14 protein-coding genes are annotated in these 20,794 nt (G+C 63.6%); 2 read left to right on the top strand and 12 right to left on the bottom strand.

What is annotated here, in order from left to right; translation table 11 throughout:
- Positions 1-150: 150 nt before the first annotated feature.
- The 12 genes from AAFG13_RS34785 to AAFG13_RS34730 all read right to left on the bottom strand — a co-directional run bounded on the left by AAFG13_RS34785 (position 151) and on the right by AAFG13_RS34730 (position 17,794).
- Positions 151-1,212 carry a toprim domain-containing protein gene (locus tag AAFG13_RS34785; RefSeq protein WP_342709593.1) on the bottom strand — a complete coding sequence of 354 codons (1,062 nt, stop codon included), beginning with the start codon at positions 1,210-1,212 and terminating at the stop codon, positions 151-153.
- The gene (locus AAFG13_RS34780) at positions 1,212-5,546 is read right to left on the bottom strand and encodes a strawberry notch family protein (protein ID WP_342713453.1); all 4,335 of its coding nucleotides are present in this window, start codon (positions 5,544-5,546) and stop codon (positions 1,212-1,214) included. The genes AAFG13_RS34785 and AAFG13_RS34780 overlap by 1 nt, the downstream gene beginning before the upstream one ends.
- 180 nt (positions 5,547-5,726) lie before the next feature.
- Positions 5,727-7,841: a ParB/RepB/Spo0J family partition protein gene (locus AAFG13_RS34775; RefSeq protein ID WP_342709592.1), complete on the bottom strand. Its 2,115-nt coding sequence runs from the start codon at positions 7,839-7,841 to the stop codon at positions 5,727-5,729.
- 109 nt (positions 7,842-7,950) lie between these two features.
- Positions 7,951-8,907, bottom strand: coding sequence for a zincin-like metallopeptidase domain-containing protein (locus AAFG13_RS34770; RefSeq protein ID WP_342709591.1), 957 nt, complete (start codon positions 8,905-8,907; stop codon positions 7,951-7,953).
- Between the two features lie 1,045 nt (positions 8,908-9,952).
- Positions 9,953-11,149, bottom strand: a complete 1,197-nt coding sequence (locus AAFG13_RS34765; RefSeq protein ID WP_342709590.1) for an acyl-CoA dehydrogenase family protein — start codon at positions 11,147-11,149, stop codon at positions 9,953-9,955.
- Between the two features lie 22 nt (positions 11,150-11,171).
- Positions 11,172-11,960, bottom strand: a complete 789-nt coding sequence (locus tag AAFG13_RS34760) for an ABC transporter ATP-binding protein (RefSeq protein ID WP_342709589.1) — start codon at positions 11,958-11,960, stop codon at positions 11,172-11,174.
- Positions 11,961-12,021: 61 nt separating this feature from the next.
- A complete protein-coding gene (locus AAFG13_RS34755) occupies positions 12,022-13,353 on the bottom strand; it encodes an ABC transporter substrate-binding protein (protein WP_342709588.1) in 1,332 nt (443 codons plus the stop codon).
- Between the two features lie 26 nt (positions 13,354-13,379).
- Positions 13,380-14,420, bottom strand: a complete 1,041-nt coding sequence (locus AAFG13_RS34750; RefSeq protein ID WP_342709587.1) for a branched-chain amino acid ABC transporter permease — start codon at positions 14,418-14,420, stop codon at positions 13,380-13,382.
- Between the two features lie 3 nt (positions 14,421-14,423).
- The gene (locus tag AAFG13_RS34745) at positions 14,424-15,314 is read right to left on the bottom strand and encodes a branched-chain amino acid ABC transporter permease (RefSeq protein ID WP_342709586.1); all 891 of its coding nucleotides are present in this window, start codon (positions 15,312-15,314) and stop codon (positions 14,424-14,426) included.
- The gene (locus AAFG13_RS34740) at positions 15,314-16,231 is read right to left on the bottom strand and encodes an ABC transporter ATP-binding protein (RefSeq protein WP_342709585.1); all 918 of its coding nucleotides are present in this window, start codon (positions 16,229-16,231) and stop codon (positions 15,314-15,316) included. Before AAFG13_RS34740 ends, AAFG13_RS34745 begins: the two co-directional genes overlap by 1 nt.
- 16 nt (positions 16,232-16,247) lie before the next feature.
- On the bottom strand, positions 16,248-17,348 hold the full coding sequence (gene sfnG / locus AAFG13_RS34735) for a dimethylsulfone monooxygenase SfnG (protein WP_342709584.1): 1,101 nt from the start codon (positions 17,346-17,348) through the stop codon (positions 16,248-16,250).
- 239 nt (positions 17,349-17,587) lie between these two features.
- A complete protein-coding gene (locus tag AAFG13_RS34730) occupies positions 17,588-17,794 on the bottom strand; it encodes a hypothetical protein (RefSeq protein ID WP_342709583.1) in 207 nt (68 codons plus the stop codon).
- Positions 17,795-18,664: 870 nt separating this feature from the next.
- On the opposite strand from AAFG13_RS34730, the gene AAFG13_RS34725 reads away from it, so the two are divergent.
- The gene (locus AAFG13_RS34725) at positions 18,665-18,916 is read left to right on the top strand and encodes a helix-turn-helix domain-containing protein (RefSeq protein WP_342709582.1); all 252 of its coding nucleotides are present in this window, start codon (positions 18,665-18,667) and stop codon (positions 18,914-18,916) included.
- On the top strand, positions 18,916-20,226 hold the full coding sequence (locus AAFG13_RS34720; RefSeq protein WP_342709581.1) for a type II toxin-antitoxin system HipA family toxin: 1,311 nt from the start codon (positions 18,916-18,918) through the stop codon (positions 20,224-20,226). The genes AAFG13_RS34725 and AAFG13_RS34720 overlap by 1 nt, the downstream gene beginning before the upstream one ends.
- Positions 20,227-20,794 lie beyond the last annotated feature (568 nt).

Raw genomic sequence — 20,794 nt, 5'->3', positions numbered from 1 at the left:
CATCGCCGGCGCGCGGCGGAAAATAGCCGGGCGCAGCCATTGCCGGCCCGCACCCGCCTGCCGTCCGATCGCCCTCTAGAAGGCCGAGGTCGTGTCCTCTTCCGGCATTGGTCCTCCGCGACCGACAACGACGACGTCGAAATGCCGGAGCTATTCCGCGACGACCGTCGACGAATGCAGGAAGCGGACGACGTCCTCTGGTACGAGTTGAAGCCACAACGCCGCTCGGAGGCCCTCAAGACCGCAGATGTGCAGATCTTCGTTGAAGTCCCCCAGCCGGGGCGACAGTACGACCGCTTCGATGCCGGCGTCTTGCGCACGCCGGGTGAGGGTTGCCTGCACAGCATCTCCGGCGGCGTCGGCATCGCGGGCGATGTAGATCCGACGCAGGCCCGACGGCAGCAACATGGCTGAAAGGTGATTGGCCGACAGCGCTGCAGCCACGGGCAAGGCCGGCAATGCGTAACGCAGCGATAGCATCGTCTCGATACCCTCGCCGGCCGCGAGCACGTCGTCCGCCGCGCCGAAGCGAACGGCGTTGCCGAGCAGGTCGCCCATGGCGCGTCGTGGCGTGTCGATCGGAGCCTTGCCGAGCCGCACGCGATCAAACCCGCCCGGGTCGAGCCAGGTACGGTGCACACCAGTGATGCGTCCATCGAGGTCTGTGACGCAGGCGATCATCGCGGGCCAGGTTTCGGCCGGCAAATGCTCGTCCGGCCGATAGTAGCAACGAGGGTGGAAGCGGAGACTTCCGCCATGGCGGATACGGGCTATTCCGCGACGCTGCAAATACCTTTCAACCACCGTTCCGTCGATCGGGCGCGACATCGCAAAGAGCCGTCGGGCGGCTTGCTGCGATCCGGCCGACGCACGCGAACGAACGGGTTTCGGGGCCGATTTCTGCTCGCAACGAGGCAGTTTCAGAAACCGCTGCGCTTCCGCGGCGACCTCGCTGAAGTCGCGGAAACCCCGGCATTCGCGGATGATGTCGAGGAGATCGCCATGCTCCCCGGTTGCGGCATCGGTCCACTTGCCGGCGGCGCCCTTCGGCGATTCCAGGAGCCGCACAAACAATGAACGGCCCGGGGTGTTGTGGACGTCGCCGACCACCCAGTACCGCCCCGACCGCTTGCCGTTGGAGAGATAGTGTCGACACACCGCCTCGGCCTCGCGCGCAAGCCGGCGTGCCAGTTCGGAAGCATCGCGAGACATCACGCGGCCTCCCGATCACTGATGCGCGCGACAGGATAGGTGCCGAGCACGTTCGAAAGGATCTCGACGCCCTTCCCGTCCGCGGGCACGAACATCCGCAGCTTCCAGGAAATGATCTCCCCGAAGAGGCCGTAAGCCCGGAGGCGATCGCGCATCGTGTCGTTGAATCCCGACAGCTCGATGCGGTACGCGCCCATGACCCGGACGCGGCGAAGCTTAAGTCCCTCCGCGAGATCAATGACGGTCCGTCCCTCCATCAGCGCGGCAAAGGCAGCGTTCGGCGTCAGCGCGGGCGCCTCCGCAGCAAGGAGATTTGCGACCCAGCTAGCCGAAACCTTGCGACCGATGATGCGTTCGCCGGCATCAGTCTGAAGCCGATAGACGCGGGTCGATTCGTTCGGCAGTCGCTTCCAGATGGGCAACAGCAGGCCCGCAACGACATGGACCGTGCTTTCCGTGAACTCGGGAATCTCGGCAAGCTCCGCTCGCCAGGCCGCGGCAAAGCATTGATGGTCCGCCTTCGCCCAGTGGCTTTCCGCCATCATGCCCAGGGGGACCGTGTGCTGCTCCATCGGCCGGATCAGGCGAACGCGCTGTTCGATGTCACCGTCGTCGAGCATCACGCTGGCCGCCGGGACCTGCACGGCGGCGCGCCCCGACCGCTCATTGACCAGCAGGACTGCACGGCGATCGGAGAGACGATCGAGAGCGTCATCGAGCCCCACAGGATGGTTCCGCTGACGCTGGATGATCGTGAGCAGCCGGGCCTCGGCACCGGTGCCCGGATGGATATAGATCGTCCGCCGGTCGGTAACGACAAAGCTCTCGGCGCGGAGCGTTTCCAGCCCGACATCATATGCGCCGGACGCAACCGCCCCCTCGATCCGAGCGGTCAGGAGCTGCTCGAAAACGGTGAACAGGATATTCTGAAGCTCAATGGTAAGCGCGAGCAATCTGTTCAGGAAGGTCGTGATCGGCGGCAGATCATCCCTGAGCCCATTGGCATCGGTCAGCTTCAGGCCGGTGGCATCCTCAAACCTTTCGAGCGAACATCCCTCGACCTTGCCCCGCACCAGCAGCGTGTAGAGTTGGCGCAACGCATCGCGCCCGTACTGGCTTTCGAGATTGTCCTCCGGCCGAAACAGCCCCTGCCCTCCGGTCTGGCGCTGGCCGCGCGTAATGGCTCCCAACGTGTCGAGCCGACGCGCGATGGTGCTGAGGAAGCGCTTTTCCGCCTTCACGTCGGTCGCGATGGGCCGAAACAGCGGCGGCTGCGCCTGGTTGGTCCGGTTGGTCCGGCCGAGCCCCTGGATCGCGGCGTCGGCCTTCCAGCCGGGCTCGAGCAGATAATGGACCCGCAAGCGACGGTTTCGGGCCGACAGTTCGGCGTGATAGCTCCTTCCCGTGCCGCCTGCGTCGGAGAACACGAGAATGCGCTTCACATCATCCATGAAGGCGGAGGTCTCGGCGAGGTTGGCCGAACCGGCGCGGTTTTCGACCACAAGCCGGTCGCCCTTGCGAACGACGCGTCGCGAGCGGCCGGTCACTTCGGCGACCATGTCGGCGCCGAACCGTTGCACGACCTGGTCGAGCGCGCCGGGTACCGGCGGCAGCGAGGCGAGCTTCTCGATCAGACGGTCACGGCGGGCGACAGCTTCTCGACTCTCGACCGGCTGGCCGTCACGGTAGACAGGCCGGGAACAGAGATTGCCCTCCGAGTCGGTGAAAGGCTCGTAGAGCTGAACCGGGAAGGAATGGGCGAGATAGTCGAACACATACTCGCGAGGGGTAATGTCGACCTGGACGTCGCCCCAGTCTTCGGTCGGGATCTCGGCGAGCCGGCGCTCCATCAGCGCCTCGCCCGTTGAGACGATCTGGATGACGGCGGCATGGCCCGCTGCGAGATCGCGCTCGATCGAGCGGATCAGCGAGGGCGTCTTCATCGAAGTCAGGAGATGACCGAAGAAACGCTGCTTGGCGCTTTCGAAAGCAGATCGCGCCGCCGATTTCGCCTGCCCGTTGAGCGTTCCGGTTTCGCCGGTGATGTTGGCGGCCCGCATCGCCGCGTCGAGGTTGTTGTGGATGATACCGAACGCATCGGCATAGGCGTCGTAGATGCGAACCTGCTCCGGCGTCAGCTGGTGCTCGACGAGATCGTACACGACACCCTCATAGGACAATGAGCGGGCCGCGTAGAGCCCAAGCGCCTTGAGATCGCGCGCCAGCACCTCCATGGCCGCGACACCACCATCCTCGATCGCCTCGACGAACTCGGCCCGCGTGGCGAACGGAAAATCGGTGCCGCCCCAGAGACCGAGGCGTTGAGCATAAGCGAGGTTGTGGACCGAGGTGGCGCCCGTGGCCGATACATAAAGAACGCGCGCGTTCGGCAAGGCGTGCTGGAGCCTCAGGCCTGCGCGTCCCTGCTGAGAGGCCGCCTGGTCACCGCGCTCGCCCTTGCCGCCGGCCGCATTTTGCATGGCATGGCTCTCGTCGAAGACGACCACTCCGTCGAAGTCGGAGCCCAACCATTCAGCGATCTGCCTGACACGCGAAAGCCTTTCGCCACGCTCGTCGGTTCGCAGCGTAGCGTAGGTGGCAAAAAGGATACCTTCCGAAAGCCTAATCGGGGTGCCCTGGCGAAACCGCGACAAGGGCGTAACAAGCAGGCGCTCCATGCCGAGCGCCGACCAGTCTCGCTGCGCATCTTCGATGAGCTTGTCGGATTTGCTGATCCAGACCGCGCGGCGGCGGCCCTTGAGCCAATTGTCGAGCAGCATGCCGGCGACCTGCCGCCCCTTGCCCGCGCCCGTGCCATCGCCGAGAAACCAGCCGCGGCGAAAGCGGACGGCATTCTCGGCGTCGTCGCGCGCGGCCGCGACAACGTCAAACGTCGGGTCGACTGTCCAGGAGCCCGTGAGAAACTCGGAATGTGCTTCGCCAGCATAGATGATGCTCTCGAGCTGGGCGTCCGACAGAACTCCATCTGCCAGCAGCCCCGGAGATAGATGCGGACGATAGGACGGTTTCGGCGGCGCAACGGAGGCCATCGCTGCGGACTGCACGAGCTTGCTCGGATGAATGCACGATCCGGCAATGCGAATCGACTGCAATGCATATTCCTCGTAAAGCGCATCGGTCAGGCGGGCGCCTTCCGGCGGCGACCATTCGATCGTTTCGTACGCAAGCTCTGCGCGTTCTGGCCCTGTGCCTTCGGAGATGGACGATGAGCGCGGTGCAACGGCACCAACCGATCGCGACATCGCAGGGCGCTTAGTGACGTCAACCAGGACCGGCGTGGAGACAGCCTCCCGCGGAGGCACATGCTGGGTCACCCAATCAAGCAAGGTGGCGACATCGCAGGCCTTACCTTTCGAGGCGGGAAAGACCTTCGGATCTGCGGCAGGCAGCTTGTCGATCACCAGCAGCCTTGTGTCCGTCTGAGTTCCGTGCCTGGCGTAGATCGCGCCGTCGGCGGCCGCAGAAAACACCACCCGCCCACGCTCCTGAAGCCGAACAAAGCCGTCTCGCCATGCCGGATTGTCCGGCGCGAAGGTTGCGCCGGTGATGGCGACGAGACGTCCGCCGTCGCAAAGGCGAGCCAAGGCTGACCCGATGTGCCGGAGAGCCGCGTCCGACATCCGTTGGTCGACATTTGGCATCGCCGAGAACGGCGGATTCATCAGGACGACGCTCGGTACGACACTCGCATCGAGATGATCATCGATCTGGGCCGCGTCGAACCGGGTGACTTTACCGTTGGCGAAGAGATGATCGAGCAGCCCCGCACGGGACTCGGCCAACTCGTTCAACGTCAGAGCGCCGCCCGCGAGCTCGGCAAAGATGGCGAGCAAGCCCGTCCCCGCAGAGGGCTCCAGAACGCGGTCGCCGCACGTAATGCCGGCTGCGGTGCATGCGGCCAGCCCGAGCGGGATCGGCGTTGAAAATTGCTGAAACGCCTGACTATCTTCGGAACGGCGCGTATGTGTTGGCAGGCAGCTCACGATTTTTGTGAGCATTGGCAGCATCGCGGCCGTCGAGCCAGCCGTTGAGCCAGCCTTGGCGCGCATGGCCGGGCCAAACTTGCGAAGGAATAGAACGGTTGCCGCCTCGCAGACGTCATAGGCGGTCTTCCAATTCCAGGCGCCGGCCGCGTCTGAGGCGCCGAAGGCAGCCTCCATTGCGCGGCGCAGGACGCCGACATCGATGCGCCGGCCGCGTTCCAGGTCGTTCAAGAGCTGTCGGGCGGCCCTGATGGCGGCGGAGGTGATGCTTGCAGCGGCACGCATCGAGAGCGGTGCGGCGGAGGCGCCGCCGGCGAGAGATTCGGTCATGGCATTTCTTTCGGAGAGCAGGAATGGGCGAACCGTCAGGCGCTCTCCTTGATCCCGACGGCTCAAACCCTTCCCGGCCCGGCTCTCCCTCTGAGTCCTCGCCCATAAGAATGGGGACCGGCGCTGCACACCGGTCCCCAAGCCACTGCGGGATGGCCGGAGCCATCCCGCTCTCCGAATTCACTCGGCTGCGTCGAGCTGTTCCGGCTCGTCGTCACCGGCATTCTCCCGATTCTCGGCGTCGCCAAGGAATTCGGGCAGCGGGTCCGCTTCACCCTCCTCTTCCGCCAGCGATGCGGTAGCATCGGTGAGACGCAGCGGCTCCGGCAACCAGCCCGAACCATCGAGAAGACGCTCGGCCTCCTTGGCCATGTCGGCCTTCTTCAGGTGCTCGATCAACTGCGCAGAAGATTCGTCCCTTGCTTCCCGCACCGCCTCCAGAATGCGAGGCTTGGTGACCCGACCGAGATAGTTGTCGACGGTCGGTCTCCAGCCAGCTCGGACCATGTCGAAGTCGACGGCGCGCGCCAGCACATCGGCCTGATCGAGACGGGTCCGAACGCCATGGGCGGAGATGCGGCCCTGATTGGTGCGGTTGGCCGGCTCATGGACGGCATTGACCGCAAATGACGCACAATGAGCGAACAGCGACGCTTGTGCATCACCATCGAGGGCTGTGAGCGCATCCCAGAGATCGTTCTCGCCCTGTGGTAATCGTGCCTTCCAGGACTCGTGCCGTGCCTCGACGGCCTTCGCGGACGCGCTTTTCCTCAGGCCCGGGGCTTGAGCGGGGAAGGTCGGCGTACGAAGTCCGATCTCAAGGCAGCTTCCGGATGACGCGAACCGGTAAAAGGCCGTCAGCACGAAGTTGTGCAATACTGCCTGGAACGCGATCGCTGGATTTTCTGCCAGCGCATCCCGCAACGCCAGTGTACGATGCGCCGTCAGCTCGGTGATCAATCGATCGGGCAATGGCCTTATCGCATCATCATCCTCGTCGGATTCGACCGGCGCACTTGCAACCGAGACCACGGTGCGCGGACCGGAAGCACCGACCTCGCGTTCCTCGGTCGAGGACGTATCGGCGCTCCGGCCGACGTCAGGATCGGTTGCCGGAAGGTCGTCCTCTGGCCGGACGTAACCGCGGTCTACTGAGAGGCGTCCCTCGGAATCGATACTGACGAAGACGCCAGCTCGGACAATCTCGGCCGGATCGTAGAGCACCGACCTATCTTCGAACGCCGTCAGTGCCGCCTCGATTTCGCCGAGACGCTGATCGACCTCGTCGGGCAACTCATCGGCATGCTGGTAATCGGATTCAAGCTTGGCTTGCACGGCGTTGAGGGCGTCGATGGTGGCCTGTTCCTCAGGTGAGAGATCGACAGGCTTGCCCTCGATTTCTCGCAGACCATCAGTGTGACCGTAGGGGAAATCGAGCGCCACTGAGATCCACTTCCAGCCTTCCGCGGCAACCGTCTCGGCCTCGGCCTTGAGTTTCTCTGTCACGAGGCGGTCGAGCAAGGCGACGTCCTGGAGCCAACCGCCATCATCGTGCTCGAACAGGTCCCGCAAAACGCCGCCGCCAGCCTGCTCATAAGCATCCAGCCCAATAAACTGCGCGCGGCGATCGGACGCGCGCACGGTATTTTCGGTCAGCATTCGCCGGATCTGATAGGGCTCGTCATAGCCAGATCGGCTGACGTTCTCCCAGACCTGCTCCTGTCTGGGGTGGTCGGCTGTAACAGAGAAGGCCATGAGCTGCTCCAGGGTCATGCCGTCCTCGGCATAGACGTCGTGCAGCTTTGGCGACACGGACGCCAGCCGGAGTCGTTGCTTCACGACGGCCGGCGTCACGAAGTGCCGAGCAGCGATATCCTCCTCGGACAACCCGGCGCCACTCAAGGTCTGGAAGGCTCGGAACTGATCGAGCGGATGAAGCCCTATCCGCTCGTCGTTCTCGGCGAGCGAGTCGTCTTCAGCGATGCCCCCCTCACGCACGACACAAGGAACGGCCTGCGTCTTCGCCATGCGCTTTTGCTTCACAAGAAGTTCCAGCGCGCGATAGCGCCTGCCGCCTGCCGGCACCTCGAACATGCCGGTTTCATTGCCTTCCGTGTCCACGACCGCTCGCACGCTGAGACTTTGCAGGAGCGTACGCTGCGCGATACTTTCGGCGAGTTGCTCGATCGAAACCCCTGCCTTGACGCTCCGAACGTTCGACTGGCTGAGCACCAGCTTGTTGAACGGAATGTCGCGCGAGGGCGACAGGGTGATCTTCTGGACAGACTTTGTCATGTCGATTCTCCACGACGGGCGGCCGGGAGCCTCTCTCTCGGCCTCCACCCGTCGCGAAAAACCGCGGCTCCCCTCTCACTCTCTTTTTCGAGAGGACCGGCGAGCAACTTCACGCCGCCTCCTGCTCCGCCCCCTCCGTCGTCGTGTCGACAACGGATCCCGGCAGGAATCCAAGAAGGTAATCCGCAACCTTGCTGGCCTGTGAAGCAGCACGCACAATCGCGCGATTGTCCTCTCGCAGCACGCCAAGCCAGCAGCCGATATAGTCCGCATGCCGCACCGTCGGCGCAATCCCGAGCGAAGCACAACTGAATGCAGATGCCATCTCCGCGATCAGTTCCTCGAAGGCGTACTTCCTGGTGCCGTAGCTGCCCGACAAGTCACGGTTGAGACGTGACGGGTGGCCGCTGGCATGTGCCAACTCGTGCAAGGCCGTCCGATGCCAGTTGATCGGCTCGAAATAGGCTTGCGGCAGCGGCACCTGCACATAGTCTTCTGCTGGTACATAGAAGGCGCGGTTGCCGCCGATCCGGAAGTTGATGCCGGTCGCTTTGATGAGCTTTTCGACCCGCGGCTCGATCAGACCTGGCGGCGGGGGTGGCGCCGTCGTTACGATCTCCGAAGGCAGATTGTCGCACTGATCGGTATTGAAGACCGTGAAGCGCTTGAGGAACGGGATGGCGTGCGCTTCGTCGCCTGTTTCTCTTGCGCGCCGCTTTTCCTCGGCCGGCACAAAGCGGTCGGCATAGACGACGGTCGTACCTCGCTCGCCCTTGCGGACGTGGCCACCGAGCGACAGCGCCTGGCGGAACGTAAGCCAGCTCTGGCCTGTAAATCCGCGTTCGGTGGCAGCGGACCAAAGAATTAGAACATTGATGCCGCTATATTGACGGCCGGTCGCGGCGCTCTTCGGCATGCCCAGGGACGCGTTCGTTGCCGCGGTGCCCCAAGGCTGTACCCACGGCACCCGGCCGGCCTCAAGTTCGCCGATAATCTTGTTGGTGATTTCGTCATAAAGGCTTGTCCGGTCCTCACCGGCACGCGCTCGAAGATCGTGCCTGGACATCGCGGGTCTCCGCGACGGGCACCGCGAGCCTCTCTCGCGGCACGTAACCCGTCACGTCAAAACCCGCGCGGCACTCTTACTCTCAGCCTCCAAGGGAGAGAATGCGAAATCTGCGACGCAGCCCGCCTACCGTCCGATTGTTCATGGGATTTGGCCTTGATAGATGCCGAGGGCCGCAGGCCCGGACCGGGCGTGCGCCAACGGCGCATCGCCTCAAGGATATGGCACCCGCAGGAGCGTGAGCAGAGCGACGCCGAAGGCGGCACGCGGGAGCGAGTGCAGCGACGAGACCGGTTAAGAGGGCACCCGGGAACGGGGCAGTGATAGCGACGCCGTCATACTTCATGACGGCGGGCCCCTTTCACGAGTGCCCCCGGCGAGGAGCTCCGTAGTCCTGCGCGAGGGATCGAAGCCGGACGGCCCAGACGCGAAGCGGCTGGGTTCACGAGAGCCCGATGCGGCGGCAGCCGCACGCGCACAAGCGGACGAATCCTCCAGTCAAAGAATCTATATTTCCTCGCGCGCGTTCGTCTGCGCGTCATAGATCCTGATCTGAAGCCTGGGAAAACGTCTCTTGAGTTCCTCTCCACCTGCCCTGGCGCCGTCTCTGGTCGCAAATTCGGTTTTGAGTCGGCCGTCAACTTCAAGCGCGTAACCAGAGGTCGGCAGTGTACGGGTAGCTGCAACCATGTCATTTCCATTATTCAGTGAGGTGGTTGGAAATGATGGGTAGCGTGAGTCGCCCAACCCACGCCAGAGCCGCCTGCGAAACTGTGGTGATCGGCCATCGGACGTTTGTGGATTGAGACCCGACAGTCGACTCCGTCAAGGATGGGCATTTGCAGGTCCAAACAGGCGGACGGGTTTCCGCTTGCCCGGATGCATGCACGATAGCGCCAGGGCTCGACGTAGCTACCCTTCCACAGTCCCTGGCCGGCCCGCTCAGCTTCGCGCTGAGCTTCGTGATATCTGCCTTTTTGAGTACCACAAGGCATCGCCACAATCTTGAGTGCGGCCGATGCCGGCAATGGTGCGCAATTTCGACTTACTCTCCGCCCTCGTAGAACAGTTCCAGCGGCAGGCCGACCAGCGCCTTGCCGATCCAGTCGCGCGCGATGACGTTGGACGGCCCCATCGCGATCGCCGCGCGCGCGTCGCGATAGGCACGCTCGATCGGGCCGCGGTGATAGCCATACCCGCCCGTCACCGTCAGCGCCGTCGCCGCGACCTTGTTGGCGACCTCAGCGGCGTGCACCTTGAACTCAGTCAACGGAATCAGGATTTCGCTTTGCGGCTTGCCGGTGCGCCAGAGCGCGTCGAGCTTGGCCGCGAGCTCATTGCGCCACGGTCGCAGCGTCTCGACCAGCACCTTGGCGGCGCCGAGCTCCTGGCGGATCGCCTGATAGTCGGACAGGCTCTTGTTCCTGTCCTTGTGAACGAAGCTCGTGGTGTGGGCGACCGCCGCGTTCAGCGCGCCGCGCGCGACGCCTTCCCAGACCGCGCCGAGTCCGATCAGATAGACCGGCGATACGCCGTCATAGATGATCTCCTTGCCCTGCCCTTCGGCGCCGAGCCGGTCGCGTTGCGGCACAAGCACATTGCTGTAGCGGATCGGGCCGGAATGGTTGGCGCGCACGCCGAGCGCATCCCACGGGCGGGACTCGATGCCCTCGGCCTTGCCGTCGACGATGAAGAAGATGATGTCGGCCTGGTCCTTGGCATCAGGCGTGCGCGTCTGCACCACATAATAATCCGCCTGGCCCGAGCTCGTCGTGAACGACTTCTCCGCATTGACGCGATAGTCGTCACCGTCACGCGACGCTTCCGACAGATTGTACCACCAGTGACCGCCGGTGGCGCGCTCGCTGGTCGAATAAGTGCCGAGCAGGCTGCCGTTACTGGCCTTCAGCCAGCGCTCCTTCTGATCGGTGTTGCCGAACAGGTTGATGGTCTGCGCCGCGCCGACATGCATGACATAGACGAGGCCGGTGGATGCATCGGCCTGCCCGATCCGGTAGGCAGCCTCGGCAAAATCCAGATGGCTGAAGCCGAGCCCGCCGAACTGAGGCTCGTTCAGCACACCGGTCCAGCCGGCATCGGCAAGCGCGCGCAGATTCTCGCGCGGAAAGCGGCTCTCGCGGTCGTTGCGGTCGGCATTCACTTTCACCGTCGCGTCGATGGCGGCATCGAGCCTGGCATATACGTCGTCGTCGATCTTGTGTGCGAGATTGTCTTTGGCCATGGTCATTTTCTCCAGGTTGCAGTCATGCGACAGCCTCTGTCGGCTGCGTCTGGCTGTGATCGCCCTGCGACGATCCGCCGAGATAATGTGTCTTGATGTCGGCGCGCTGGCGCAGCTCAGTGGCCGCGCCGGCCAGCACGCTGCGCCCGTTCTCGAGCACCACCGCGTAATCGGAAAAGCGCAGCGCCACCGTCGAATTCTGCTCGGCGACCAGGATCGACAGCCCTTGCTCGCTGTTGAGCTGCTTGAGCGCGCGAAAAATTCCCTCGACGACCAGCGGCGCGAGACCCATCGATGGCTCATCCAGCACCAGCAGCCGCGGACGCGACATCAAGGCCCGGCCGATCGCCGTCATCTGCTGTTCGCCGCCCGAGGTCAGTCCGGCCAGCGAGCGGCGATGCTTCTTCAGGTGCGGGAACAGCGCGTAGATGCGGTCGAGGTCGGCTGATATCTCCGCCCGCCGCGCATCGCGCCCCATCGCGCCGGTGATGAGATTTTCTTCCACCGTCAGCGAGGCGAAGCAATGCCGCCCCTCGAGTACCGGCACGAGGCCGGCGCGCACCAGCGTCGCCGCCGATGTGCCCGCAATGTTGCGGCCGTCGAAGACGATGCGGCCCGCGGTGATCTGGCCGCGCCGGGCGGAAAGCAGCGCCGAGACCGCCTGCAGCGTGGTCGATTTGCCGGCGCCGTTGGCGCCGAGCACGGCCACGATCTCACCGCGTCGCACGGCGATCGACACGTCGCGGACCGCCGCGATCGCGTGATTATAGGTTGCGGCCAGTCGCTCGACCGCGAGCAGGGTTTCACTCATCTGTTGGTCCCCGGCGTTGCAGGCCGCGGGAGCCATAACGGCTCCCGCGCCTGTCGCAGCATCAGTTGCTGACCGGATCGTCACCGGAGGTCCGCACCTTGATGCCATGCTCCTTGGCATAGGCGGCCGCGGGCTTCTCGATGATCGGGCGCAGGAAGGCCCAGTCCGGCGCGATCCAGCCCGAGACCACCTTCCACTTGCCGCCATCCCACTGCTGGAACGTGACGCGGCCGTCGCCTTCGTGATTGTCCCAGGTGACGTTGATCGAATGGAACAGATCCTTGGCGCCGAGCGCCTCGACCCGCGCCGGATCGAGCTGCAAATGCTCGAAGCCCCAGCGCACCTCGTCACCGGTCAAAGTGCGCTTGCCGAACTTTGCCTGCGCGATCCGGATCGCCTCGACATTGAGGATGCCGTTCACGATTCCCAGATTGTGGTAGACGCTGCCGATCCGCTTCTTGTCGTCGAGATTGCCCTTGCCGGCGCCGTAGACCGTCTTGATCACCTCCTGCAGCACCGGATATTGCTCGCCGGAGGCCTGCGTGGTGATCGCGATATAGCCCTTGGCGGCGTCGCCGGCCGGGATCACGTCTTCCTCGGAATTGGACCAGACGTTGCCGATGATGTGGTCGGCGGGAAATCCGACCTTCTGCGCGGTCTTCAGCGCCACCGGGTTCATCACGCCCCAGCCGCGCAGCACCACGTAATCGGGCTTCGCCCGCCTAATCGACAGCCATTGCGACTGCTGCTCGTTGCCGGGATGCGGCACCTCGATCTGCTCGAGGCTGAACTGATATTTGTCGGCCAACAGCTTGTAGATCGGGATCGTTTCCTTGCCGTAGGGCGAGCCGTGATAGAGCACGACCAGCTTCTTACCCTTCAGCTTGTCGACCCCGCCCTCCCGGCTCGCGATGTAATTCACGATTCCCGAGGTTTCGCTGTAGGGATTGAGCAGCAGCGGGAAGACGTAGGGAAACACGCGGCCGTCGGTCGAGTCAGTTCGGCCGTGATTGATGGTGATCAGCGGCACCTTGTCCTTGGTGATGCGATCGATCATGGCGTAGGCGATGCCGACCGACAGCGGATTCCAGGCGGCGACGGCGGGCCTTCCCTTCAGCCGTTCATAGACCTCGACGCCGCGCTCGACCTCGTACTGGGTCTCGCCCTCGTCCCAGGTCAGCTTGACGCCGTTGATGCCGCCATCGCGGATGTTGATCAAATTGAGATAGTCGATGAACCCGCCAAAGAAGCCGGTGCCACCGGCCGCATAGGGGCCGACCCGGTAGCTTTGCAGGGGAAAGAACTGTTCGTCGGCACGGGCCGCAGGTAGCCCGGCCAGCACCGAGGCAACCGCCGCGGCGAAAGCAAATCTCAGAACTCTCGATTTAATCATCCTCAACTTCTCCAGTGGTGCGAATGTCATATGGTGCGAGCAGCGGCTCGCCGCGTGAGAACCGTCCAGAGCCGGTCCCACAGCGCGATCAGGCCGCGCGGTTCGGCAATCAGGAATGCGATGATCAGCGCGCCGACGACGATGCGCTGGCTCATCTCCAGCACGCCCGAATCGAACACGCCACCGAGCAGGGCAGCGCCGGCGCGTGACAGGATCAGCGGAAACACCACAATGAAGGCGGCGCCGAGAAAGGCGCCGCGCAGCGAGGCCAATCCACCGATGATGATGATGAACAGTATCTGGAACGAGCGATCGAGATTGAAGCCGGCCGGCTCGACCGTGCGCAGATAGGCGAAGGCCCACAACACCCCGGCAATGCCGATCAGGAACGAGGAGACGCCGAACGCGAGCAGCTTGGTGCGCAACAGCGGTACGCCGATCACCTTGGCAGCGAGCTCATGATCGCGCACCGCGACGAAGTTGCGGCCGCTCTGCGAGCGCAGCAGCCGCAGCGTCAGGAACGTCGCTGCCGTCACGACACTCAGCGAGAACACGTAGCGTCCGGCCGGGCTGGTGAACGTGAAACCGGCCACGCTGAGCACCGGCGCATCGATCACGCCGGACGGATTGTCGTTGGAGAACCAGCCGAACTTGGTCAGCGCCCATTGCACGAAGAACTGCGCGGCCAGGGTCGAGACCGCGAGGTAGAACCCGCGCAGCCGCAGGCTCGGCAGCCCGAACACAATGCCGATCGCGGCCGCGATCAGGCCGGCGAGCACCAGATCGACGAGCAGTGGCAACTCCGGCAGCCGGAGGTGAAGATTGTAGGTGGCATAGGCGCCGACCGCGAGGAACGCGGCGGAGCCCAGCGACACCTGGCCGGCATAGCCGGTGAGAACGTTGAGCCCGACCGCGGCGAGCGCCAGCGCGAGAAACGGCGTCAGCATCGCATCTAGCAGATAGTCGGAGCCAAAGAACGGGATCACGCCAAAGGCGATCACGGCTGCGACGGCAATTGCGATGGTCTCTACGCCGCCGTGCTGTGCTGTCGAGGTTGCTGCGCTCATCGCCTAGACCCTCTCGACCAGCTTCTGCCCGAACAGCCCCGACGGCCGCACCAGCAGCAGCACCAGCGCCACGACATAAGCGGCCCAGGCCTCGATGCCGCCGCCGAACAGCGGCCCGACATAGACTTCCGCGAGCTTCTCGATGGCGCCGATCAAAAGACCGCCGACGATCGCGCCGGCGATCGAATCGAAGCCGCCGAGCACCAGCACCGGCAGCGCCTTCAGCACCACGAGCGACAGCGAGAACTGCACGCCGAGACGTGCGCCCCACAACAGCCCGGCGACCAGCGCGACGATGCCGGACGCCGTCCACACACTGGCCCAGACCCGCGGCAGGCGCAGGCCGACGGCGAGCGCCGCGAACGGATCGTCGGCGACGGCGCGAAACGAGAGCCCGGTCCGCGTGTAACGGAAGAACAGCGCGAACAGCGCCACCAGGCTTCCCGCGACCGCGGCGGCGAACAGATCGAAGCGGCTAATGAAGACGCCGGCGATGTCGAGCGGCACGTCGCTGATCCCGATGTCGAGGCCGTGAACCTGGGTGCCCCACAACAGCTGCGCGGCGCCCTCGATCACGTAGGACAGCCCGAGGGTTGCCATGAACAGGGTGATCGGCGGCTGGTTGACCAGCGGCCGCAGCACCGTGCGCTCGACGGTCACGCCGAGCACCACCATGATCGCCAGGGTGATCAGGAACGCGAGCGGAAACGAGAGGCCGCGCTCGACCAGGCTGACGAAGGTCAGCGCGGCGAACAGCAGCATCGCGCCTTGCGCGAAGTTGAGCACGCCCGAGGTCTTGTAGATCAGCACGAAGCCGATCGCGACCAGCGAGTACATCACCCCCGACAGCAGGCCGCCGACCAGCACCTCGAGCAGAAACTGATAATCGAACATCAGACCGCGAGCTCCGTGACGTCGTGATGCGCAACACCGAGATAGGCGTCGATCACCGCCTGGTCGGACCTCACCTCGTCGGGCGTGCCGTCGGCGATCTTGCCGCCGTTGTCGAGCACCGCGATGCGGTCCGACAATCCCATCACCACGGCGATGTCGTGCTCGATCAGCACGATGGTGGCGCCATAGCTGTCGCGCGCATTGCGCACATGCTCGGACAGTTCGCGCTTCTCGCTCAAGGAGACGCCCGCGAACGGCTCGTCGAGCAACAACAAGGTCGGCCGCGCGACCAGCGCCCGCGCCAGCTCGACCCGCTTCTGCAAGCCGTAGGGCAAGGTTCCGGCGGCGCGCTTACGGACGTCGCCGAGGTGCAGGAAGCCAATGACATCCTCGGCGGCGGCGCGGTTCTCCGCCTCGATCCGGCGCGCCAGCGGCGAGCCGATGAGCTGGCGCAGGAAACCGGCGCAGACGCGGTGCGCGAGGCCCATCAGGACATTGTCGAACACCGACAGCCCCTTGAAGATCGCAAGATTCTGGAACGTGCGCGCGACACCATGCGCGGCGAGATGCGCCGTCGGCACCTGGACAAACGCGCGCTCGCCGAGCCAGACCCGGCCGCGATCGGGACGGTAGAGCCCGCTGATGACGTTGAGCAGCGAGCTCTTGCCGGCGCCATTGGGGCCGATCACCGCGCGGATTTCGCCCGGTGCGACCTCCAGATCGACGTCGCGCAGCGCCGCGACGCCGCCGAATGTGAGCGAGATCTCGCTCAGCGCCAGCACCGGCCGTGCCGCGCGATCGCCGGCCTGCGCGAGCACCCGTGTGGGGGCATCGGCAATCGCCGTTGCACGCGCCTTCCCTTCCCCCGGAGCGGCCTCCAGCGCAAGGACACCGGCATTCGTCGCCACCGCGGTCACGTCGCCAGCCTCCCCATCACTCGGCAGCCTGGGCGTGCGCCGCGGCCCGCGCCTCCAGCGCACGGACCAGCGGAATGACGCGGCGGCCGAAATACTCGACCTCTTCCTGGAAGTGCAGGAAGCCGAGCAGCACGAGATCGACGCCGACCTCCTTCAGCGCGACGATGCGCTCGGCGACCTGCTCGGGCGTGCCGATCAGATTGGTCTTGAAGCCGTCATTGTACTGGACGAGATCCTCGAAGCTCGATTTCGCCCAATTGCCCTGGCCTTCCGGCGAGGCCTTGCCGGCATTCTTCACCTCATGCGCGAAGGCATTGACCGCCTCCGGATCGGCCTTGACGATGATCTCGTCGAGCACCGCACGCGCCTCGGCCTCGCTCTCGCGCGCGATCGCAAAGGCGTTGACACCGATCTTGACGGAATGATTGTTGGCGCGCGCCTTGGCGCGGATGTCCTCGACCTGCCGCCTGATCTCCTCGACCGAATTGCCGTTGGTGAAGTACCAGTCCGATACCCGCGCGGCCATGTCGCGCGCCGCTCGCGAGCTGCCTCCCTGGAATATCTCGGGCAATGAATGGGCCGGCTTCGGCTTCAGCGTGTAATCCGAGAAGCGGTAGAAATCGCCACGGAAGCTAAAATTGTCCTGCGTCCAGATCCCGCGCAGCGCGCGGATGAATTCCTCCGAGCGGCGGTAGCGCTCGTCGTGGTCGAGCCAGGGCTCGCCGATCGCGGTGAACTCGCCGCGGAACCAGCCGCTGACGATGTTGACGGCGACGCGGCCTTCGGTGAGCTGGCTGATGGTCGCGATCTGCTTGGCCGCCACCGCCGGATTCCATGGCCCGGGCAGCAGCGCCGCGATCACCTTCAGTTTCTTGGTCGCCGCGAGCAAGGCGTGGCTGAAGGCGACCGGCTCATGCTGGAGTTCGGCGCCGTAGCCGGCGGTGAAGCGGATCTGGCTCAGTGCATAGTCGAAGCCGCTCGCCTCCGCGATCTGCGCCAGGCGGCGGTTGTAGTCGATGTCCCAACCGGTTCGCTGTTCGATCTTGCTGATGACGAGCCCGCCGGAGACGTTGGGCACCCAATAGGCGAACTTGATCTGATCATGGCTGGCGGTCATTGGAATTACCTCAAATGTTGGACGTGGAGGACGTGACGCAGGCAGCAGGAAGCGTTCGCGCGGCACCGGGCCAGCGGGTTACGACGCGGCTCATGCGGGCCGCCGGCGGATTTTGAATTACGGGAAGGTTGGCGCGATCAGCGTTCCTGATCCGCGCCGGCAAACGCCCGGAACGTCAACAACACGCCGTGTGGCACGACGTCAGCGGCGCGACGCGGGTTCGAGATCGGTCAAACAGGTCAGTGCAAGTCATCCGCATTCCCCTCGCAAGCACCATTCGGCGAGCAATCAATATTTTCAGAGAAAGCAGAGACGAGCGAGTCCAAGGCAATCTCTTTTTCGGCGGTGCCGGGAAAGCGGTATTCTTTTGTTGACGCAAAACGCATCGTTTGATGCTGAGCGGCCGAATTTCTATCCGTATCGGCGCGCCTGTGCGGCGAGATCATGCGACTTGCAGTAACATGCCGGCTCCCCTGAGATGAAGGAGAGGATCGTTCTGATGTTCGAAGCGATTCTTTCCCGCACGCTGGACAGCGTAGATGTGAAATCACACGGCAGCGCGTGTCGTCATGGAGATTTATCTCTTGTGACGGCTCGACTGCGCTCAGCCAGGAAAATTGCGGAAGCCAACCGGACCGGACGCGCGTCAATGTCAGGGAGATGGCGTGCCCAGCTTGCGCCCTGCCGTCGCTCGCCGTGACCTGATGACCAAGAGATCACAAGCATGTCTATCAAAGTAAGCGCTTTTGAAGCGGAGCGCGAAAAAGGCACCAAGACAAGCTGCCCTTTCAACGATCGTGATTTTCTCCGATAAGCTTGAGAAACACCGCCTACCAGACTTCCGGCGACGTCCCGATCGTGGATTTGTGTCAACCTGAATGGTCCTTCTTGGATATCTTATCGCTCGAAGAGTTCTCCTTGGCCTCTTTGCCCGGGATAGGCCGCTTGAACTGCGACGCTCGTCGACATTCGTCCCAAACGATCGGCTGACTTTTTCTTGGAGGCCGGCTCGTTTCGAGTTTCGAGATTTAGAGCCAGCAAATTCGGTAAAGCTTCTTCATTTGGATATGTCGGGCGACCGACCATGGGGGCGGCGACAGCGCTATCGCGGCGCCTGTGCGCGTTGATCGAGGACGCCCTCTTCAACTTTGACGTCGGCGGCTTTAGAGCAGTTCCCCCCGTTCAGCTGGAGGCGCCATATCCGCGATCGCGTATATAGCGGATTTATACGCGATTGCGCATAGGCGGCGTCTATACGCGATCGCGAATATTGACGATTTATGCGCGATTGCGTATATCTTGTCCAGGAGGCGCATATGACCCAAATCGCACGAACAGAAAAGCAGCTCGGCGCCATCCTGCGCCGGGCTCGCAAAAAGGCCGGGCTGACGCAATCCGATCTCGGGAAAGTCATACATCTGCGCCAAGCGACGGTGTCCCGGCTCGAAGGAGGGGCACCGGCCATTCAACTGCACACCGTCATGGAAGCATTGGCCGCGCTTGATCTTGAGCTGGTCGTTCGCCCGCGGAGCAAAGCCAGTGCAGCCGATATCGAGGACATCTTCTGATGGCCCGTCCGCGAGCCAATGAGCCGTTGAACGTGTTCGTGAACGGACGCCAGGCAGGGGTACTCAACCGCGAGTCCAGCGGGGCTATCGATTTCCGATACGATCCAGCCTGGCTCGCCTGGCAATCGACTTTCCCGATTTCGCTGTCATTGCCGCTTCGTGAAGATCGGTACATCGGCGCAGTGGTGACCAGTGTCTTCGACAATCTATTGCCGGATAGCGAGCAAATACGCAGGCGTGTTGCGGAGCGCGTCGGAGCCAATGGTACCGACGCCTACAGCATGCTTTCGTCCCTCGGCCACGACTGCGTTGGCGCGCTCCAATTCTTGCCGGAAGGCATCGATCCGGGCCCGGCCGGAAAGACCGATGGCACATATGTGAGCGATGAGGACATTGGCAAACTCATTCAAAACCTGGCCACAGCGCCGCTTGGCCTCGGCGAGGACGAGGATTTTCGTATCTCGCTGGCTGGCGCTCAAGAAAAGACGGCTCTGCTGCGCCGAAGCGGCAAATGGTACAAACCGTCCGGGACAACGGCGACAACCCATATTCTGAAGCCACAGATCGGTCGCTTACCAAATGGGGTTGATCTCTCAAACAGCGTCGAGAACGAGTATTTCTGTCTCAAGCTGATCAAGGCGCTTGGCATACCGGCTGCCAATGCAGAGATTGCCGACTTCGGCGGCCGGCGCACACTCATCGTCGAGCGCTTTGACCGCCGCTGGACTCAGGACAAACGTTTGCTCCGGCTTCCGCAAGAAGACTGCTGCCAAGCGCTTTCCGTCCCGCCGACGCGAAAATATCAATCCGACGGCGGTCCCGGCATGAAGGAAATCTTTGATCTGCTAAAAGGCAGCGATTCTCCCGCTGAAGATATCGCGGTCTTCATGCGCGCGGGGATCGTATTTTGGCTGATCGGCGCGACGGATGCCCACGGCAAAAACTTCAGCGTCTTCCTCTATCCCGGCGGACGTTTCCGTCTCACGCCCCTTTATGACGTGTTGAGTGCGCAGCCGAGCCTCGATGCAAAGCAAATCCAACCCAAGGCATTCAAACTCGCCATGTCGGTCGGCAAGAGCCGCCACTATACCGTAAATGAGGTGCTGCCGCGGCACTTCGTCCAGACGGCAGAAATGTCGGGCGTCGGGATCGCCGTCGTGCGCACGATTTTTGATGATTTAACCGCGACATTCGAGGCGAACTTCGAGGAGGTCGTCAAAGCTCTGCCTACAGGCTTCCCGAGAAAACTCACGGAGTCGATCCGGATCGCGGCTCTGCATCGCATCAAACTCATCAACGAAGCGAACTAGGCTGGCCGACCGCCGGTCGATGACCGCCCGCTCTATGGTGATGCGCTGGCCGAAGCTGGTGTGCGTCTGGGGATCCCAGTACATAAAGCCGTTTACAGGTTGTTGGCGGGACGGTTCAGATATCGGCCGCCGGGATCCAGTCGATTCGGTCGGGCCAAGATCGCCGACACCAGCAGCGGGTCACTTTCGCCGACCACGCGAGCGATTCCAGAGCTCACAGAAATGCCGAGAGCTGCTCTATGCCTCCGAAGATCGGGCCGTCGTCTGAGCCGAACAGCGCGGCGAGGCTCGGGCAGGTGCGATGATGCGGCACAGATCGGATCTCGTAATGATAGCTTGGGCTTCAGGCCGATCGCCCGTCTAGCCGTCGACGCCGCGCCGTAATCGATTCTTTGGTAAGCATCCGACCCTGCCCCGCGCGGGGGGCGGCCCCTATGATCGTCCTCCCGACACCTAGCCGACACCGGTGCGTTGAGAGCTGAGATGGACGCCCGCCTCCTCGAGCGCAACGCGGTCGAGCCAACGTCTCACATGGCAGTAGACAACCGGAAGATAGCCTCTAAGGATG

The organism is Bradyrhizobium sp. B124 (genome assembly GCF_038967635.1).
Taxonomy (GTDB): Bacteria; Pseudomonadota; Alphaproteobacteria; order Rhizobiales; family Xanthobacteraceae; genus Bradyrhizobium.
The sequence above is the reverse complement of the archived record's forward strand: the minus strand, read 5'-3'. Positions and strand labels throughout refer to the sequence as shown.

Coding starts and splice junctions, on each gene's coding strand:
- AAFG13_RS34785 (WP_342709593.1), bottom strand. CDS start 1,212: ATGTCTCGCGATGCTTCCGAACTGGCACGCCGGCTTGCGCGCGAGGCC.
- AAFG13_RS34780 (WP_342713453.1), bottom strand. CDS start 5,546: ATGACCGAATCTCTCGCCGGCGGCGCCTCCGCCGCACCGCTCTCGATG.
- AAFG13_RS34775 (WP_342709592.1), bottom strand. CDS start 7,841: ATGACAAAGTCTGTCCAGAAGATCACCCTGTCGCCCTCGCGCGACATT.
- AAFG13_RS34770 (WP_342709591.1), bottom strand. CDS start 8,907: ATGTCCAGGCACGATCTTCGAGCGCGTGCCGGTGAGGACCGGACAAGC.
- AAFG13_RS34765 (WP_342709590.1), bottom strand. CDS start 11,149: ATGGCCAAAGACAATCTCGCACACAAGATCGACGACGACGTATATGCC.
- AAFG13_RS34760 (WP_342709589.1), bottom strand. CDS start 11,960: ATGAGTGAAACCCTGCTCGCGGTCGAGCGACTGGCCGCAACCTATAAT.
- AAFG13_RS34755 (WP_342709588.1), bottom strand. CDS start 13,353: ATGATTAAATCGAGAGTTCTGAGATTTGCTTTCGCCGCGGCGGTTGCC.
- AAFG13_RS34750 (WP_342709587.1), bottom strand. CDS start 14,420: ATGAGCGCAGCAACCTCGACAGCACAGCACGGCGGCGTAGAGACCATC.
- AAFG13_RS34745 (WP_342709586.1), bottom strand. CDS start 15,314: ATGTTCGATTATCAGTTTCTGCTCGAGGTGCTGGTCGGCGGCCTGCTG.
- sfnG (WP_342709584.1), bottom strand. CDS start 17,348: ATGACCGCCAGCCATGATCAGATCAAGTTCGCCTATTGGGTGCCCAAC.
- AAFG13_RS34730 (WP_342709583.1), bottom strand. CDS start 17,794: ATGATCTCGCCGCACAGGCGCGCCGATACGGATAGAAATTCGGCCGCT.
- AAFG13_RS34725 (WP_342709582.1), top strand. CDS start 18,665: ATGACCCAAATCGCACGAACAGAAAAGCAGCTCGGCGCCATCCTGCGC.
- AAFG13_RS34720 (WP_342709581.1), top strand. CDS start 18,916: ATGGCCCGTCCGCGAGCCAATGAGCCGTTGAACGTGTTCGTGAACGGA.